The organism is Pedobacter polysacchareus (assembly GCF_019802255.1).
Lineage (GTDB): Bacteria > Bacteroidota > Bacteroidia > Sphingobacteriales > Sphingobacteriaceae > Pedobacter > Pedobacter polysacchareus.
In genome coordinates this window covers 59,675-77,479 of sequence record NZ_JAHYSS010000002.1, presented here as the reverse complement: position 1 = coordinate 77,479, position 17,805 = coordinate 59,675, and the positions used below count along the sequence as shown (strand labels likewise).

General features: G+C 40.1%; 15 protein-coding genes. 4 read left to right on the top strand and 11 right to left on the bottom strand.

Annotation, left to right across the window (positions count from 1 at the left end; all coding sequences use genetic code 11):
* Positions 1 to 398: 398 nt before the first annotated feature.
* The 3 genes from lpxB to surE are packed head-to-tail and all read right to left on the bottom strand — an operon-like array spanning position 399 to position 2,543.
* Entirely contained in the window at positions 399 to 1,505 is a 1,107-nt protein-coding gene (gene lpxB, locus K7X70_RS04225; RefSeq protein ID WP_222535897.1) for a lipid-A-disaccharide synthase, read from the bottom strand.
* Positions 1,505 to 1,771 carry a stationary phase survival protein SurE gene (locus K7X70_RS04220; protein WP_187667669.1) on the bottom strand — a complete coding sequence of 89 codons (267 nt, stop codon included), beginning with the start codon at positions 1,769 to 1,771 and terminating at the stop codon, positions 1,505 to 1,507. The genes lpxB and K7X70_RS04220 overlap by 1 nt, the downstream gene beginning before the upstream one ends.
* Positions 1,764 to 2,543, bottom strand: a complete 780-nt coding sequence (gene surE, locus K7X70_RS04215) for a 5'/3'-nucleotidase SurE (RefSeq protein WP_222535896.1) — start codon at positions 2,541 to 2,543, stop codon at positions 1,764 to 1,766. The genes K7X70_RS04220 and surE overlap by 8 nt, the downstream gene beginning before the upstream one ends.
* Before the next feature lie 82 nt (positions 2,544 to 2,625).
* On the opposite strand from surE, the gene K7X70_RS04210 reads away from it, so the two are divergent.
* Positions 2,626 to 5,559: a M16 family metallopeptidase gene (locus K7X70_RS04210; RefSeq protein WP_222535895.1), complete on the top strand. Its 2,934-nt coding sequence runs from the start codon at positions 2,626 to 2,628 to the stop codon at positions 5,557 to 5,559.
* Positions 5,560 to 5,674: 115 nt separating this feature from the next.
* Here the strand turns inward: K7X70_RS04210 and K7X70_RS04205 are convergent, their stop codons facing one another.
* The 8 genes from K7X70_RS04205 to K7X70_RS04170 form a co-directional block, all read right to left on the bottom strand.
* Positions 5,675 to 6,760: an Ldh family oxidoreductase gene (locus tag K7X70_RS04205; protein WP_222535894.1), complete on the bottom strand. Its 1,086-nt coding sequence runs from the start codon at positions 6,758 to 6,760 to the stop codon at positions 5,675 to 5,677.
* Positions 6,761 to 6,763: 3 nt separating this feature from the next.
* Complete coding sequence (bshC, locus tag K7X70_RS04200; protein ID WP_222535893.1) at positions 6,764 to 8,353, bottom strand: bacillithiol biosynthesis cysteine-adding enzyme BshC; 1,590 nt, start codon at positions 8,351 to 8,353, stop codon at positions 6,764 to 6,766.
* Positions 8,354 to 8,399: 46 nt separating this feature from the next.
* Entirely contained in the window at positions 8,400 to 9,734 is a 1,335-nt protein-coding gene (gene rimO, locus K7X70_RS04195) for a 30S ribosomal protein S12 methylthiotransferase RimO (RefSeq protein WP_062546966.1), read from the bottom strand.
* A gap of 41 nt (positions 9,735 to 9,775) precedes the next feature.
* Positions 9,776 to 10,738 carry a signal recognition particle-docking protein FtsY gene (gene ftsY, locus K7X70_RS04190; protein WP_222535892.1) on the bottom strand — a complete coding sequence of 321 codons (963 nt, stop codon included), beginning with the start codon at positions 10,736 to 10,738 and terminating at the stop codon, positions 9,776 to 9,778.
* 71 nt (positions 10,739 to 10,809) lie between these two features.
* Entirely contained in the window at positions 10,810 to 10,968 is a 159-nt protein-coding gene (locus tag K7X70_RS04185; RefSeq protein WP_082461406.1) for a DUF4295 domain-containing protein, read from the bottom strand.
* Positions 10,969 to 11,006: 38 nt separating this feature from the next.
* Positions 11,007 to 11,189: a 50S ribosomal protein L33 gene (gene rpmG, locus K7X70_RS04180; RefSeq protein WP_008242799.1), complete on the bottom strand. Its 183-nt coding sequence runs from the start codon at positions 11,187 to 11,189 to the stop codon at positions 11,007 to 11,009.
* A gap of 40 nt (positions 11,190 to 11,229) precedes the next feature.
* Positions 11,230 to 11,463, bottom strand: coding sequence for a 50S ribosomal protein L28 (gene rpmB, locus K7X70_RS04175; protein ID WP_039866682.1), 234 nt, complete (start codon positions 11,461 to 11,463; stop codon positions 11,230 to 11,232).
* A gap of 186 nt (positions 11,464 to 11,649) precedes the next feature.
* Positions 11,650 to 12,087: a hypothetical protein gene (locus K7X70_RS04170; protein WP_222535891.1), complete on the bottom strand. Its 438-nt coding sequence runs from the start codon at positions 12,085 to 12,087 to the stop codon at positions 11,650 to 11,652.
* Positions 12,088 to 12,298: 211 nt separating this feature from the next.
* Between K7X70_RS04170 and K7X70_RS04165 the strand changes: the two genes are divergently transcribed.
* The 3 genes from K7X70_RS04165 to K7X70_RS04155 all read left to right on the top strand — a co-directional run bounded on the left by K7X70_RS04165 (position 12,299) and on the right by K7X70_RS04155 (position 17,803).
* On the top strand, positions 12,299 to 12,889 hold the full coding sequence (locus K7X70_RS04165; RefSeq protein ID WP_222535890.1) for an RNA polymerase sigma factor: 591 nt from the start codon (positions 12,299 to 12,301) through the stop codon (positions 12,887 to 12,889).
* Positions 12,890 to 12,991: 102 nt separating this feature from the next.
* Entirely contained in the window at positions 12,992 to 14,203 is a 1,212-nt protein-coding gene (locus K7X70_RS04160) for a FecR family protein (RefSeq protein ID WP_222535889.1), read from the top strand.
* Between the two features lie 231 nt (positions 14,204 to 14,434).
* Positions 14,435 to 17,803 carry a TonB-dependent receptor gene (locus tag K7X70_RS04155; RefSeq protein ID WP_222535888.1) on the top strand — a complete coding sequence of 1,123 codons (3,369 nt, stop codon included), beginning with the start codon at positions 14,435 to 14,437 and terminating at the stop codon, positions 17,801 to 17,803.
* Positions 17,804 to 17,805: the final 2 nt, after the last annotated feature.

Genomic DNA, 17,805 nt, shown 5'->3' with positions numbered 1-17,805 from the left:
GTGCTCGGTTAAAGTGAATACTCAGTTGTCTATTTGGTTAATTTAATTGGTACGTTCCGCATAGTAAACCCTTTTACTAATTAATTACTATTCCTAAAAAAAAGACATAAAAATTCCCTCCCGATGTTAAGTTCAGGTACCCATAGAATGGGAATTGTTTAAAATCTAATAAAGGAAATGGCTATCGCTAAAACTTTAGCTAATACGTTTTAAAAAATGGCCAAAGGGGAGTGTAATAAAAGTAGAATCATTCATATTTGGTTATATTTTGGTTAATGATCGTTTTATTAAAAAGTACCAGTAAAGAACTAATACGTTTTACTAAATCAATGATAAAGAATAAATCCTAAATATCAAATATTATATGAAACTAAATAAAAATCAGGTTATTGAGCCATCTAATGGCCTTTTAGATCGGAAATTATGAGTTTTGCGGTTCTTTCGGAGGCCCCGGCTGTTCCCATTTTATCAGATAATTCTGCGTAATCTGCCAACATCGTGTTCCTAACCTCTGTATAAAGTAAGTCTTTTAGCTGATTGGTGATCTGTTGAGTATTACAGTCTTCCTGAATAAGCTCTGTCACAACTTTTCTGTCCATGATCAGGTTTACCAGGGAAATAAAGCGGATATTTACGAGCATACGGGCAATTGCGACGGATATTTTACCCCCGCGGTAAACGACCACCTGCGGCACATGGAATAATGCAGTTTCCAGGGTGGCTGTTCCGGAAGCGACAATGGCTGCTTTAGCCACATGAAGCAATTGATACGTTTGTCCGAAAACAAGGGTTACGTTTGCCGTATTGATAAATTGCTGGTAATAAGCGGCGTCAAAACTTGGCGCTGCAGCTACTACAAACTGCTGATCAGGAAAAGCAGCTGTCACACTTAACATATCTGGCAGCAATCGCTCAATTTCTTGTTTTCTGCTGCCTGGCAACAAGGCAACAATATCTTTATTCAGCTGATATTTAGCTTTAAATTCAGGATCGGGAACAAATAGTGCAATTTCATCCAGTAAAGGATTTCCTACATAATTAACCTCCATCCCCCATTTCTTATAGAAATCAACCTCAAAAGGTAAGATACAAAATAGCTGATCTACAATTTTCTTGATCTTTAATACCCTTTTCTGGTTCCATGCCCATACTTTAGGAGAGATATAATAAGCTACTTTGATCCCATTCGCCTTGGCAAATTCTGCAATTTTAAGGTTAAAGCCCGGAAAGTCAATCAGGATCAATACATCAGGACGGTAAGCCAATACCTCTGCTTTGCAGGCTTTCATATTCCTGAAAATGGTTCTCAAATTCATGAGGACCTCAGTAAAGCCCATGAAAGCCATTTCGGAATAATGCTTTCTCAGTTCACCTCCTTCTGCTTTCATTTTATCCCCCCCATAATAGCGAAACTCCGCAGCTGCATCTTCCGCTTTTAGTGCTTTCATTAAGTTGGCACCATGCAAATCTCCGGAGGCTTCTCCAGCTACTAAATAGTATCTCATTATTGGTTGATTTTATAAAAAAAGAAGAGGAAAGCCCAAAGGAATGTGGCACTGATAATGCCTCTTCCTGTATTTTCCTTGTTAAGTTTAAAAAAGTACTGGAGTAATAAAGCGTTAACGGCGATAGAGGCGATCAGTAATAAATCAGCCTTGGCTAAAAAAGCATAACGGTGCATCAGGTACCAGGAAATGCTGCCAAGGATACCGGGAGCCAGTATGCCGACTCCCAGTCCTATAAATACCGAATCTTTAACTCTTCTAAACATCAAATGTCCAGCTGTTCAATACAGGAATGGCATGGTGTGCCGTTAAATCAAATTGTACAGGGACTACGGATACAAAACCATGTGCCAATGCCCACACATCTGTATCTTCTCCTTTATCGTTATTTTGGAAAACTCCGGTCAGCCAATAATAAGGTCGTTGGTAAGGATCTTTACGTTCGTCGAAATCTTCCGCCCACTTGGCATTCGCCTGACGACATATTTTTATTCCCTTCAAATCTGCTCCTTTTGGGAAGTTTACGTTGAGTAAGGTGGCTTGCGGCAAACCATTTTTCAATACCTCTTCAGAGATTACTTTAATAAATTTCTTACAGTGACTGAAGTCAGCACCTTCCGAGAAATCATCCAATGAAAACCCAATCGATGGAATGCCTTCAATAGCTCCTTCAACCGCAGCAGACATCGTTCCTGAATAGATTACATTGATGGAATTGTTCAGTCCATGGTTAATCCCCGAAACACATAAATCAGGTTTCTGACCTTTAAAAATCTTATTTACCGCCAGCTTTACACAGTCTACAGGAGTTCCCGAACATTTGTACATTTCTACGCCTTCGTAAAGATCAACGCGATCAAAACGCAATGGTTTTCCGATGGTAATGGCATGCCCCATTCCAGATTGTGGGCCGTCTGGTGCAACCACCACTACATTCCCCAGCTCACTCATCACTTCAATCAGGTTTTTAATGCCCGGAGCTGTGATTCCATCATCGTTTACCACTAAAATATTAGGTTTAGAATTTTGCTTCTTCATACCCACAAAAATACGAGAATTAGATAGAATGTTAAGGACATAATCGACTTTCCCAGTATATTTGAATTATAACTTATTAAACATGAAGAAAAAATTACTGTTACTCGCCTGTTTTCTAATTGCAGGGTCGAGTATAATGGCTCAATCCGGTTTTCAGTGGAAAACGGCGAGCTCGGGTGGATATACTTATAAGTATGTGACCAATGACCCGACAAAATCACGTTTTTATACGTTGAAGAACGGCTTAACAGTGATTTTATCACCAAATACAAAAGAACCAACCATTGAATTCCGTATGAGTGTAAGAGCGGGAAGTAATACAGATCCACGTACTGCAACCGGACTGGCGCATTACCTGGAGCACTTGTTGTTCAAAGGAACAGATAAATTCGGCACCCTAAACTTCGCAAAAGAAAAGCCATTATTGGATAAAATCGATGGTCTTTATGAGCAATACAATAAAACAACTGATCCGGCAAAACGAAAAGAAATCTACGCACAGATTGATAAAACTTCTGGTGAAGCTTCTAATTATTCTATCGCCAATGAGTATGATAAAATGATGAAAGCAATCGGTGGACAGTCGACTAACGCACACACCTGGTATGAGGAAACGGTTTACAATGAAGATTTCCCTTCAAATGCAACTGATAAATTCCTTGCTTTACAAGCAGAACGTTTCCGTAATCCTATTTTCCGTATTTTCCATACGGAGTTAGAAGCAGTGTATGAAGAGAAAAACAGGGGCTTAGATGATGATTCATGGAAAATTAATGAGAAAACAGCAGAATTGTTATTCCCGACTCATAATTATGGTCAGCAGACGACCATTGGTACCGTAGAACACTTAAAGAATCCTTCATTAGTAGAAATCAGAAAGTATTACAACAAATACTATGTCCCAAATAACATGGCTATTGCTATGGCCGGAGATTTCAATCCTGATGAAATGATCAAAAAGGTAGATCAGTCTTTCTCTTTCATGCAAGCAAAACCGGTTGAACTGTATCAGCCAGCACCAGAAAAACCATTGACGAAAATTCAGAAACTAGACATTTATGGCCCTAGCGCAGAAAGTGTAAGATTGTCTTACAGAGGTTTTGCAGAAAACACGCAGCAAAGCTTGTTGTTAGACCTGATTTCCAGTATCCTTTCTAATGGTAAAGCTGGTTTACTGGATATTAACCTGAATAAACAGCAAAAAGTACTTCGTGCATCCGCAGGTTATCAACAGATGAAGGATTACGGAATATTCTTCCTTACTGCACAGCCTAAACAAGGACAAACTTTAGAGCAGGCGCAGCAATTGTTATTGGATCAGCTGAATATTCTTAAAAAAGGAGACTTTGATGAAAGCTTGATTAAGGCAACTGTTGCCAATCAGAAACTGAGCTTATTACAGTCTTTTGATGAGAATGCTTTCCGTGTTGAGGCCGTAACGAATGAGTTTATCTTAAACCGTGCCACTAAATGGGACAAGTCTTTAAATGGACAGGATGCGATGGCAAAAATCACTAAAAAACAAGTGATTGAATTTGCCAACCAGTTTTTCAAAGACAATTATGTGGTCACTTATAAACATAAAGGAGAAGATAAAAGCATCGCCAAGGTAGAGAAACCAACCATCACTCCGGTACAAACCAATGCGACAGAAACCTCTCCATTTGCTAAAAACCTATTGGCATTACCATCAGCACCTATTGCTCCTAAATTCCTCGATTTCCAGAAAGACCTAAACTTCGGTAAAGCAGGAATCGCAGAGGTCATCACCGTAGAGAATAAAGAAAACAGCATTTTCCGCCTATCTTATCGCTTTGATATGGGTGCCTACAACAACAAACTAATGCCTTATGCAGCTCAATATCTTGCTTTCTTAGCTACTGATAAATACAGCGCAGAAGAAATCAGTAAAGAATTCTATAACATTGCTTGTAATTATACTTTTAATGTGAGCAATGAAGTCGCTACGATTAATATCAGCGGCTTACAGGAGAATTTTGATAAGGCGGTAACTTTGGTAGAGCATATCCTAACCAACTGTAAAGCTAACGAACAGGCTTTAACGGAACTAAAAAGTAGAATTCTTAAATCAAGAGAAAACAATAAGCTAAATAAAGCAGCTATCCTAAGCGGCTTGATGAGCTATGCACAATTTGGTTCAGCTAATCCAACTAACTTTACTTTAACCAATCAAGAGGTAAACAACATTAGCTCTGCTGAGCTATTGGCCATCTTGCATAACCTGAGAAACTATCAGCATACGATCACGTATTATGGTCCGGAAAATGAAGCTACTTTCAGTGCAAACATCAGTAAGCTGCATAAATTACCTGCAGCATTCGTTGCTACACCAGTAGCAAAGAAATTCGTTTACACGGAAAATGCAAATAGTCAGGTTTATTTTGCAGACTATGACATGGTGCAGTCTGAAGTGCGCTGGGTAAGAAATGCAGGTAAATATGAAGCTGATCTTGCAGGAAAAGTGACACTTTTCAATAGTTATTTTGGTGGCGGTATGGGTTCTATTGTGTTCCAGACCATCAGGGAATCTAAAGCCCTTGCCTATTCTACTTTTGCAGTTTTCGCTGCTCCTGACCGTGACGACAAACAATATGCAATGGTTGCTTATGTGGGCAGTCAGGCCGATAAAATGAATGATGCAGTAAAAGGAATGAATGAGTTGTTAAACGATCTTCCTGAATCGGAAAAATCATTTGAGGCTTCAAAATACAATGCTATGAATTCGATCGAAACCAGCAGAATCACTAAAGATGGCATTATAGCAGCCTATTTTGCCAATAAAAAACTAGGAATCGACCATGATGGAAGAATCGATGAATACAATGAATTGAAACCTTTAACTTTTACAGATATCAAAGCTTTCCATGCAGCACGCGTGGCTGGCAAACCATATAATTACTGTATTGTGGCTTCTGATAAGAAAGTAAAATTAGAAGATATGGAGAAATTCGGAACCTTCAACAAACTGAGCTTAGAGCAAATATTTGGTTATTAACCATAATCGACTGCTTAAGCTCCAGGTAACTAAAATAAAAAACCTGATCACGGTTGTGATCAGGTTTTTTTATGAGCTGAGGTTCCACCTCAAACAATGGAATAAGATATTAAATTTAAGCCAGGCCTTCAATCCCTAGTTTTTCCGCCAGTTCATTCAGGTCCTGAACGACCACATCGATAATTGGAATCCCCTTGACCCTACGTTCCTGTTCAAAAGCATACTCCGGCTCTCCAGGAATCACTACTTTTTGACCTTCTTTTACCGTCTTTGCAGATTGAAAACGTTCAATCCAATTGTCCAGATGGTCTTTAAAATCTGCTGCCGGACGGAAGCCATCAATGCGCATCGCACCAAAGAAATGTCCGATACCTTGTCCAACAGGATTGGCCGATGGTTCCAGGAAAGCTACAAAAGGAGGCACCCAAGGACCATAATTCGCCCCTGACAGCACTGCTGATAAAATATCTACTGTAGCACTTAGCCCATAACCTTTATGACTGCCATGGTCCTTATCACTGCCTAAAGGCAAAAGAGACCCGCCATCTTTCAATTGATGTGGATTTGTAGAAACATTCCCATCTTTATCCTGTACCCAACCTTCAGGGACTGGCAGATTTGCTCTTTGAGCAATTTCCAATTTCCCATTTGCTGCCGCAGCCGTAGCCATATCCACCACTACAGGAGGATACTTTCCAGCAGGAAAAGCATAACACATCGGATTGGTCCCCAGTAACCTTTCATTCGCATAAGTTGGTGCAACCAACGGACTTGCATTGGTCATACTTACCCCAATCATATCTTGTTCTACCGCCATTAAAGCATGGTATCCGGCAATTCCAAAATGATTAGAATTTTTAACCGCTACCCATCCACTCCCATAAATCTTTGCTTTTTCTATCGCTACTTTCATGGCAAAAGGAGCAACCACCAGTCCTAGTCCTGCATCTCCATCTACTGTGGCAGTAGTTGGCGTTTCATGAACCACACGCACATTAGGTGTCGCATTGATGCGTTCTTTTTCCCATAATCTAACATAGCCGCTTAACCTGGCTACTCCATGAGAATCTATTCCACGCAAATCTGATTTTAGCAATACATCTGCTGCCAATTGCGCATCGACTGCAGGACAGCCCATTTTCAGGAATACCCTTTCCGTAAATTGACGTAAATTTTGTTCTGTAAAAGTGTGAAAAATCATTATTTATGAAGCAAATAGAACCGTAAACTGATGGTCCAATGGTTTGAAATTCAAAATCAGGGAAGCGATAAACTCATCGCCATAGGCTACATACAAAGGTGCGATATTCAGCACCCGCTCCTGCAGCACCCCTGTTGGGAAAAGTTTCCCTTTCAAATTGTCTATCTGTGATAAAGAAGTATCATGCTTTCGCTTTTCAGCGCGCAGCATTTTCTTCTCCAGGCTGACAATCAATTTTAGCGCTTTAGTTTTAGCAGCATCAGCCGATTGCGAAAGTGTTTTATCTATTTTATAAGCATTGAGTTTAATCTGATCAAAAATGGCGCTCAATGTACGTTGCTCATCCCCCAATGTCAGCTGTAAATTAACATGGGCTTTGATCCAATCGTTTTTAAGTGTTTCGTTATTTTTAAACAAATCTTTATGACTGATACCAAGAATCTGCATTTTTAGTTCAGAACGTTTATCGATCACCAATGCGGAGTTTCTAAGCAACAAAACCGGAAAATCTACCTGATAATAATCGAAGTTTGCTTTTAGCTGTAACCAATAAGTCAACTCTGCACCTCCACCAATATAGGCCAGGTTTGGCAGCATCACTTCCTGATATACCGGACGCATTACTACATTCGGACTAAAGCGTTCAGGAAAGTCATTGATTTCTTTTTTTAATTCATCAAGGCTGAACTGGATGTCAGTGTTCATGACCTTATACACTTCATCTTCTTCTATAATGCGCTCCCTTAACTGGTCTGTCATGTAAAAGAAATTGATTTCCCTGGGGTTTACCTGAGTCTTATAACCTTTGGCTTCCAAAGCAGCATTGCTTTCAGAAATATGTTTAAAGCTATGCTGGCCAATAATATCTGCTTCGATAATAGGCGCAAATTCCTTTTTTAACGCGGGTTCATCTGCATCTACGCAAACCAGTCCATACTTTCCAAATAAGCCATTGACCAGCTCTCTGGTGGCATCAGAAAGTTTTTCATGTGTTCCATAAGCCTTTTCTACCAATCCGGCCAATTGCAAGCCATTCTCGGTAATACCGAGATAACCTTTATAAGCCAATAAAGTTTCTGTGATGTCTTTGGTGCTTAATCTTCCCGTTGCTCCGGCTGCATTTTTATTCCAGCTGAGCTTCCTATCTTCGATTTTCACATGGTTGATCTCTTCAAAATCATGGTCTTCTGTAGCCATCCAATAAACGGGTACGAAGTTTTCATTCGGAAACTTCTCCTTTAACTCTTTTGCAAGGTTAATGGCAGTGACAATCTTATAAATGAAATAAAGTGGACCGGTAAAGATATTAAGCTGATGACCGGTGGTAATGGTATAAGTCCGGTCATCAGCTAGAAGTTGTATATTTTGTTCCACTAAAGCGGGTGCTTCAATGGTAGTATATTGCTTTTTTAGAACCTCGGTCAATACAGACCTATTTCCTTTAAAGTCGCGGTTAGCGATGGCTTTAGCAAAGCCTTCGAAATCCGGTGTGTACTTATAAAAAGCACTTAACTGGTCCTTTCCGTCGATGTAATCCAGTACAGCGGTGGAGAAGGCATTGGTTTCCTGGTAAGAGATGTATTTGGCCTGCATTGCTACGAATTTAAGTTAATAAACCAGAAGTCAATACATCACAAATTTATTTTACAATTTGTCCATATAGATCGAAATCCTCAGCTCTGTCAATCTTCACATTAACGAAGCTTCCATTCGCAGCATAACCTGTTTTAGCATCAATTAAAACCTCATTATCAACCTCAGGAGAGTCAAATTCAGTTCTTCCAATAAAGAAATCACCTTCTTTTCTATCTACCAGTACTTTATAGGTATGACCGATTTTTTCCTGATTGATTTCATAAGAAATCCCTTGCTGTAATTCCATGATGGCATCCACACGCTCCTGTTTTACTTCTGCAGGTACATCATCAACCAGGTCATGCGCATGAGTTTTTTCTTCATGAGAATAAGTGAAACAACCTAATCTATCGAATCTGGTATCTTCCACCCAACTTAGCATCTCTTCGAAATCTGCTTCTGTTTCGCCTGGGTAACCACAAATTAAAGTAGTACGCATAGCGATATTAGGCACTTTATCTCTGATTTGGTTCACAATATCGATGGTCTTTTGTTTCGTGATACCACGACGCATAGATTTCAGCATGTTATCTGTGATGTGCTGTAAAGGCATATCCAGGTATTTACAGATGTTATCACGTTCGTTCATCGCATCTAAAATCTCCATTGGGAAACCTGAAGGATAAGCATATTGTAACCTGATCCATTCGATGCCATTGACATCAGAAAGGCGTCTTAACAATTCGTCCAGGTTACGTTTTCCGTAAATGTCTAAACCGTAATAAGTCAGATCCTGTGCAATCAGAATTAATTCTTTGGTACCGTTAGCAGCTAGAATTTTTGCTTCATTTACCAATTCATTCATGTCTCTGGAAACGTGTTTTCCACGCATCAAAGGAATGGCACAAAAAGAGCATGGGCGGTTACAGCCTTCTGCAATTTTAAAATAAGCGAAGTGAGATGGAGTGGTCAATAACCTTTCTCCAATCAGCTCATGCTTATAATTAGCCCCTAAGGAATGTAAGATATTGTTTAGATCGTTGGTACCAAAGAAAGCATCTACGTTAGTGATTTCCGCTTCCAATTCTGGCTTATACCTTTCAGATAAACAACCGGTTACAATTACCTTGGCAATTTTACCGGCGTCTTTAAGTTCGCTATATTGAAGAATAGTATCAATTGATTCTTGCTTGGCATTGTCGATAAAACCGCAGGTATTGATGACTACAATATCATCTTTTCCCATTTTATCGGATTCATGGACCACATCCATGCTATTGCCACGAAGCTGACCCATCAAAACTTCTGAATCATACAGGTTTTTAGAACAACCCAAAGTAATGACATTGATTTTAGGTTTTTTAACAGGAATGATTTTAGATGTGGTTTTTGTATTCATGATTTTTTATTTGGAGTAGAATTCTTCTGTTGAACTAAAAATTAGTTAAACAAGCTGTCTACAAATGCTTTTTTGTCAAATAATTGCAGGTCGTTTACGCTTTCGCCAACGCCTATATATTTTACTGGGATTTTAAACTGATCAGAAATACCGATCACGACACCACCTTTAGCGGTACCATCCAGTTTGGTAATGGCTAATGCATTTACGTCGGTCGCCTCAGTAAACTGTTTACATTGTTCAAAGGCATTTTGCCCTGTTGAACCATCCAATACCAATAATATCTCATGTGGCGCAGAAGGAATTACCTTTTCCATCACATGCTTAATTTTACCCAATTCATTCATCAGGCCAATTTTATTGTGTAAACGTCCGGCAGTATCAATGATCACTACATCTTCACCATTGGCGACTGCAGATTGCAAAGTGTCGAAAGCCACAGAAGCAGGGTCTGAACCCATTGCCTGTGCCACTACTCTTACGCCAACACGTTCTCCCCAAAGTTTGATCTGTTCTACTGCTGCTGCTCTGAAAGTATCGGCTGCACCTAAAACTACGCTCAGCCCTTCAGCTTTAAGTTTATGGGCAAGTTTACCAATGGTGGTGGTTTTACCTACCCCATTTACACCAACTACCATAATCACATAAGGCTTATGCTGTCCATATTCAAACTTACGGAAGTCATTGCTATTGTTTTCAGAAAGCATCAATTGGATCTCATCGCGCAGCAAACGGTGCAGTTCTGAGGTGGATAAATACTTATCTTTAGCTACACGAGCCTGGATACGGTCAATAATTTTTAGGGTGGTAGTTACACCAACATCGGAAGTCACTAAAACTTCCTCAAGACTATCGAGCACATCATCATCTACTGTCGACTTACCCGCAACGGCCTTTGTGATTTTACTCAAAAAGCCCTCTTTAGTCTTCTCTAAACCCTTGTCTAGAGCTTCCTGCGCTTCGGGAGCAGTTTCCTTTTTCTTGAAAAAATCGAATAAACCCATACAATGTCTAATTAAACAAAAAAAGCCCTCCCATTTAAAAGGGACGGCTTTAATATAATTAAATATTAAAATTATTTTTTGGATGCAATAGCATCTTGAACGTGATCGTTGTGAACAATAACTTCTTTGAAAGAATATGCACCTGTTCTAGGTGATTTAGTCATCGTAATAACTTTCGAATATTCTTTACCTTTTCCCGTTTTAAGGGTTGCAACTACCTTTTTTGCCATGATCTAAATAGATTGTATTTAGTTAAATACTAAATGTATTACTTAATTTCTTTATGTACAGTTACCTTTTTCAAAACTGGATTGAATTTTTTCAATTCTAATCTCTCAGTAGTGTTTTTACGGTTTTTAGTAGAGATATATCTAGACATACCAGGCATGCCACTAGTTTTATGCTCCGTACACTCTAGAATAACTTGTACTCTGTTACCTTTTTTTGCCATTTTATTAATCTTAAGGTCGATTCACATCAACCAATGTTATTTACAAATATCCTTTTTTCATGAAGCGATTGATCGCCTCAGTAATACCAATTTTATTAATGGTTTTGATAGCTGAAGTAGAAACTTTCAGGGTTATCCAACGATCCTCATCAGGAATATAAAATTTCTGAAGTTGTAAGTTGGGATAAAACTTACGCTTAGTTTTAACGTTTGAGTGAGAAACATTAAAACCTGTCATTGCCATTTTTCCGGTTAAATCACAAACTCTAGACATGCCTTTAAATATAGTGTTAATTATGTTTTCTTAATTTTTTTAAGAGTGTGCAAATATCAATAAAATATTTGTAATCATCAAGTAGGTATCTAAAATATTTTGAATTTATTTACAGCGTGTTACGGACTGCTGCCCAGATCCCTACCGTGGATGCTCTCGGGGTGCAATATACAACATTTATACGGATTATGAAGTGACAGATTCTTCTAAATCACCCAGCAGGTTTTCAAATTGTAACACATATCTTCGCAAATCGTTGATATAATGGATCAGTTCCGGCTTTTCCTGAGCCCCCAATTGCTGTAACCATATCGGTTTATATTCTTCTAAATGATATAAAGTTGGGGTTACACCATAAGCCGGCTGGGCAGTATGAAGTTCCGGATGCATTACTTCATGTAAAATCAATTGATTTAACCCCGGAAGCGCAATCGCTTTCATGATCGATACAATCCTGAGCGGGATCCGTATTTCATAGATTTCTTTTAATGCAGCCCTCATCTCCTGATGAGCAGATTTATGCGGATCAAGGTTCCATTTTAAAGATTCCGTCTGGTAATGCTGGTTTGCCAGTTCCGCCCTTCTTAACGTCCCTGAAATCTGATCGTACAACTGTTTGCTCATAGCTTATGATTAAGTATCTATCCATAGACAACTCATCCCCCCTTAAAGTTTAACGACAGTGATAATATATACAAGAATTATGCGCTGATTTAACAGAAACAACCCTGCTAAATAAATTGATGTATATCCCAAAAAAATAACATCTGAGTCTGAATAAAATGTAACTTGAGCAAGTTTTATAGGATGTAATATTATTGTTAACATTAGGGGGTTGCAAACGAATATTGAAAATCAGGAATTATTAGAGAAGGTAGCTTCAGGGGACTGGGAAGCATTTGCTGCTCTATATAATACCTATGTACCTAAACTTTACCGTTTTATTTATCCATTTGCCAATCAGAACAAGGAGGATACAGAAGAGGTGATTCAGGACGTATTCCTTAAAGTATGGATGCGAAAAGAAAAGATCCAGGGATTGCGCTCTTTTGAATCCTATCTTTTTAAAATGGCGAAAAATCAACTGCTGGACCAACGGGGGCGTCAGGATTCACAGTTACGCCTGATCAATAAGGTAGGAAATGCGGCCAGCCAAGAGCTCGCCTCCGTCCATGATCAATTGGTTTATGACGAGTATTATAAAATTGCAAAGGGGGCACTACAGGGCTTATCTCCGCAAAGACGCAGGATTTTTGACATGCGCATGGAGGAGGAGATGTCTATAGATGAAATCGCTGAGGCACTCCATATTTCTTCATCCGCTGTAAAAAAGCAGCTTTATGAAGCCATCAACATCATTAAAAAGGAGCTGCGTCATAAAACCGGCTGGCCATTATTGTGTTGGTTTATTTTTATCCTTTCTTAACTTCTTCCATCGTCTTTTCTAGCTAGAATTTTATTTCAATAATTCTTCAGAAAAGCAGGTGTACTTTTTTCAATCGGCTCCGTCTTACAAGTAATCGAAGACATGGAAAAGCAGGAAATAGAAAACATTTTAGATCAGTTCTCCAAAGGAATTGCTTCCGCAGCAGAACACCAGGCATTCAATGAATACCTGGTAGGGCTGGACGATGATGCCTATTCGGCATTGCTTTCCAGGTATGAGAAAAAGCTGAATGACACGCTCAGCTATGACCTTCCTGACCCGGAGTTATTGGATAAAATAAAAGATAAAGCCCTTCCAAAACCGGTTAAACGTTACCGGCTGAAAACAATTTATCGATATGCCGCCGCAGCAATCGTCCTGATCAGTTTATCTGTCTATCTATTCACGCAGCAGGATTCGAGTCCGGAAAAGGCAGTCCAATATGGAGCACACCAGAAATACGCCATCAATGCACCGGAAAATAAAGCAGTGCTCACCCTGGCCAATGGCAAAAAAATCAGCCTCACCGATGCTGCAAATGGTAAAATCGCAGAGCAATCGGGTATAAAAATCACTAAAACTTCTGATGGGCAATTGATTTACGATATTACTGGGGAACAAATAACCCATCCTTCAAAAGGCCAAAAAGAGGATCAATCCGATTACAATAGCATTTCCACTCCTGCAGGAGGTAAATATCAGATCAACCTGCCTGATGGGACTAAAGTATGGCTAAACGCGATGTCCAGCATAAAATATGCACCACAGTTTATGGGCAAAGAAAGAAGCGTTATCCTCAGCGGGGAAGCCTATTTCGAAGTGGCAAAACACCAGGGGATGTCTTTTAAAGTCATCAGCAGAGGGCAGGTCGTAAAAGTTTTAGGCACACATTTTAACATCAATGCCTACCAGAATGAACCCGCAGTAAAAACTACCCTTGCAGAAGGAAGTGTACTCGTCAATATGGATTCAGGAAGCAAAAAACAATCCGCTGCAAGCCAATACAAAACCTTGGTACCCGGTGAACAATCCATTTTAGAAAATGATGAATTAAACGTTAAAAAAGTCGACCTGCAAGAAGCATTAGCCTGGAAAGATGGCTATATCTCTCTTGATGGAGAGCTAAAAACCATCATGAGAAACATTGAAAGGGTATACAATGTAACTGTCGTTTATCAGGGCGAAATAGAAAATGTGGAAATCGGAGGAATCGTCTCAAAATCAAGAAGCCTTTCAGAAATCCTCAACACATTGGAATCCCTGGAACAAGTTCGATTTAAAGTAGAAGGAAGGAGGATCACCGTTATGAAGTAAACTTTACACCTCGAATCGATGGACTGAATAAGGACCAGAAGCGTTGGAGCGCTCCTGGCCTATGGTGTTCAGGCCCTGTTCAAAAATAAGATAGAGAATCAAAATTGATGAATTGCCGGTGCATACTCATGTGCCGGCGTTTGTCTCAAACCTAAACAAACCAAATGTATGAAATTTTACGATTTTAACTCGTATAGGGCATCCTATGTCAAGGATAAGATACTACTAACCATGAAATTAACCCTGTTATTGAGTTTTACGGTATTGATGCAGGTCAGTGCATCCACCTATGCTCAAAATAAAATCACTTTATCCAGAACAAATGCTTCACTGGAACGGGTATTAAAGGCAATTGGAAAGCAAAGTGGATATGATTTGGTTTATATCTCCAGTACCATAAAAAAAGCCAACCCGGTAAATATTAACGTAGACAAGCTCTCCTTAGAAGAAACCTTAGAGAAGGTATTCGTCAATCAGCCTTTAACCTATTCCATTAAAAATAAAATCATTACGGTCAAAATCCGCAAAGTGGAACTCTCCTCCCCTTTGGAGATGATCCTGATGAATGATGCTGCTGGAAAAGTACTGGATGAAACCGGACAAGGCATTCCTGGTGCAACTGTGAAAGTAAAGCGCAGCGGACAAGTCGCCATAACCGATAGTCAGGGAAAGTTTGCCATTAAAGGCTTATTAAATGATGATATCCTGGTGATCAGCTATGTAGGTTATAATACCCAGGAAGTAAAAGCGACCAATAATGTGCTCATCAAAATGGTTCCTGCTGCTATGGAATTAGGCGGCGATGTGGTTATTGTAGGATATGGCAAACAAAAGAAAGCGACTGTCACCTCTTCTGTGGCCCAGGTAACCCGCGAAGAAATCAATAGTACACCAGGTGCAAGTTTGCAGAACATGCTTACCGGTAAAGTGACCGGCTTAACCACCTTGCAGAGAACCGGCCAACCGGGTAATGATGCCGCACAGATTTACGTAAGGGGTGTCAGCACGCTTTCCGGTTTCTCTACTGCTCCATTGATTCTGGTGGACAATATCGAATATGAATTGAGTCAGTTTGCAATGATTGACCAAAATGAGATTGAAAATGTTTCCATTCTGAAAGATGCTGCTTCCACCTCCATTTATGGGATTAAAGGAGCCAATGGCGTTATTCTCGTGACCACAAGAAGGGGTAAATTAGGTAAGCCAGTGATCAATGTGAGGTCGGAAGTCGGACTAAATCTTGCCATTTCTCCTTTTAAAGCGCTCGGCTCTTATGATGCAGCATTGCTTCGTAATGAAGCCCTGGCAAATGACAATGAGAAACCGCAGTTTACACAGCAAGACCTGGACCTTTTTCAATCCGGTACAGATCCATACGGGCATCCGGACATCAATTGGTACGACAAAGTTTTCGGCAAATCTGCCATTCAGACAGATCATAATGTAGACATTTCCGGAGGTACCGAAAAAGTGAAATATTTCACTTCCGTAGGTTATTTATTTCAGGATGGTTTATTCAATAAACTGGAATATAAAGGTGCAATGCCGGTTCCAGACAAATCACCAATCAATACGAATTACTATTTTAAACGTTATAAATTCAGGTCTAATTTAGACATTGACGCCACGCCTTCCCTAAAATTAAGCCTGGATCTAAACGGTACTTTCAGTGAGAAAAATGCTCCGGATGTAGGAAATCTGGGCTTCCAGATGACCCAATATGAATATGTGAACGCTTACGCCTATCCGGTTTACAATCCTGACGGCAGTTTTGGCTTTGCCAATCCAGCGGTCTTTTCGCCCAGAGATGGAATGAATAGTGTGGCAGCCATTGTTGCATTAAGTGGCTACAACAGAAATTTCAACAACTTCCTGAGCGCTAACTTTTCTGCAGTTCAGAAATTAGACGCCATCACAAAAGGGCTTTCTTTAAAAGGATTATTCGCCTATTCAAATAACAATGCTGCCACACGAACGCTGAGCAGGGGTGCAATCCCTTCCTTTTATTACAATCCCACAGATGGGAGTTATACCCCAAAAGACATTAACGTATATCGTGTAGCTCCGTTAAGCCTTAGTTATACTGGAGCAGGTACAGATCTCCCGGCTAAAATCATTACCTATCAAGGGATTTTAACCTACCAGCGAACTTTTGGCGATCATGACGTAGCCGGGCTTCTCCTGTACAACCGTTCCAGTAAAGTTGTGGCTGCCAAACCACCAAACAACTTCCTGGGATATACCTTCAGAGGAACCTATAATTTTAAAGAAAAATACCTGTTTGAGGTAAGTGGTGCTTATAACGGTTCTTCCAATTTCACCTCTCAAAAGCGATATACCTGGTTCCCAGCAGTATCCGCAGGGTGGAACATTTCCAAAGAATCTTTTATGGAGCATGCCCTTCCATTTTTGGAGATGTTTAAATTCCGAGGCTCTTATGGCTATACCGGAAGTGATGATATTGCTGGTTACCAGTATGGTTACGAAAGCTATTACAGCAATGGATCTGGCTATAATCTCGGAGAAACAGCCAATGCTTTCCCGACCATCTTTGAAGGTAAACTTGGAAATAACGACGTGACCTGGGCTACAGAACGCAAAGCAAATGTGGGTCTGGACTTTTCCATGTTTGGCGGCAAGCTGAGTGGTAGTTTTGATTACTTTGACAACTTCAGGGATAAAATCCTGATCAACAGACAAACCGTTCCCGCAGCGTATGGGGTCCCTAAGGAAACCTTGCCTCCCGTAAATCTTGGTGCCGTTTCCAATAAAGGCTTTGAAATTGAGCTGACTCATAAATCAAGAATCGGTAACCTGGGTTACAGCATTAAAACAAATTTCAGCTATGCAAAAAACAAAATCGTATTTATGGATGAGCCGGAAGTGGATCCCTCAAAGCCATGGCAAAGAGGAACAGGTCTTTCTGTAGGGCTTGCCAAAAAATACATCTGGACCGGGCAGTTCTATAGCCAGGAAGAAGTGGATAACCCTGCAGTGGCCAGACCTCCGGGAACAATTAAAGCAGGCTGGTTAAAATATCAGGATTTAGATGGCAATGGCATCATCAATAAAGAGGATATGGCTTACGTAGGTAACCCCAACGTGCCAAATACCGTGATCGGAACCACCATCGGATTCGACTATAAAGGTTTTAGCCTTTCTATGTTATTCCAATCTAACCTAAATGGAGAGTCTTATACCGGTTTTGATTCCGCTGTTCCCTTCAAAACTCAGCTGCAGGAGTTTCATAAAGACCGGTGGACCCAGGAAACTGCAAACACCGCTACTTTCCCGGCATTGACCACCACTTTTGCCGGAACTTATATGAACCCATCAGGCAACCTTTCCACTTTCTGGGCAACGAGCACCAACTTCCTGCGTCTGCGCTCTGCCGAGATTGGGTACCGGGTGCCAAAAGGATTTGCAGATAAATTAGGACTAAGTGCAGTGCGTATTTATGCCAATGGTTACAACCTTTTTACCATTTCCGATTTCTACAAGCGCTATCAGTTTGACCCTGAAGTAGCCAGTGATGTATATGGATATGTATACCCAACTACCAGGTTAATAAACATTGGATTATCGGTAACGCTTAAATAGGA

What these genes read in the sequence shown, in the direction of transcription:
- lpxB (WP_222535897.1), bottom strand. Translation starts at nt 1,505, where the DNA reads ATGAGATACTATTTAGTAGCTGGAGAAGCCTCCGGAGATTTGCATGGT.
- K7X70_RS04220 (WP_187667669.1), bottom strand. Translation starts at nt 1,771, where the DNA reads ATGTTTAGAAGAGTTAAAGATTCGGTATTTATAGGACTGGGAGTCGGC.
- surE (WP_222535896.1), bottom strand. Translation starts at nt 2,543, where the DNA reads ATGAAGAAGCAAAATTCTAAACCTAATATTTTAGTGGTAAACGATGAT.
- K7X70_RS04210 (WP_222535895.1), top strand. Translation starts at nt 2,626, where the DNA reads ATGAAGAAAAAATTACTGTTACTCGCCTGTTTTCTAATTGCAGGGTCG.
- K7X70_RS04205 (WP_222535894.1), bottom strand. Translation starts at nt 6,760, where the DNA reads ATGATTTTTCACACTTTTACAGAACAAAATTTACGTCAATTTACGGAA.
- bshC (WP_222535893.1), bottom strand. Translation starts at nt 8,353, where the DNA reads ATGCAGGCCAAATACATCTCTTACCAGGAAACCAATGCCTTCTCCACC.
- rimO (WP_062546966.1), bottom strand. Translation starts at nt 9,734, where the DNA reads ATGAATACAAAAACCACATCTAAAATCATTCCTGTTAAAAAACCTAAA.
- ftsY (WP_222535892.1), bottom strand. Translation starts at nt 10,738, where the DNA reads ATGGGTTTATTCGATTTTTTCAAGAAAAAGGAAACTGCTCCCGAAGCG.
- K7X70_RS04185 (WP_082461406.1), bottom strand. Translation starts at nt 10,968, where the DNA reads ATGGCAAAAAAGGTAGTTGCAACCCTTAAAACGGGAAAAGGTAAAGAA.
- rpmG (WP_008242799.1), bottom strand. Translation starts at nt 11,189, where the DNA reads ATGGCAAAAAAAGGTAACAGAGTACAAGTTATTCTAGAGTGTACGGAG.
- rpmB (WP_039866682.1), bottom strand. Translation starts at nt 11,463, where the DNA reads ATGTCTAGAGTTTGTGATTTAACCGGAAAAATGGCAATGACAGGTTTT.
- K7X70_RS04170 (WP_222535891.1), bottom strand. Translation starts at nt 12,087, where the DNA reads ATGAGCAAACAGTTGTACGATCAGATTTCAGGGACGTTAAGAAGGGCG.
- K7X70_RS04160 (WP_222535889.1), top strand. Translation starts at nt 12,992, where the DNA reads ATGGAAAAGCAGGAAATAGAAAACATTTTAGATCAGTTCTCCAAAGGA.
- K7X70_RS04155 (WP_222535888.1), top strand. Translation starts at nt 14,435, where the DNA reads ATGAAATTAACCCTGTTATTGAGTTTTACGGTATTGATGCAGGTCAGT.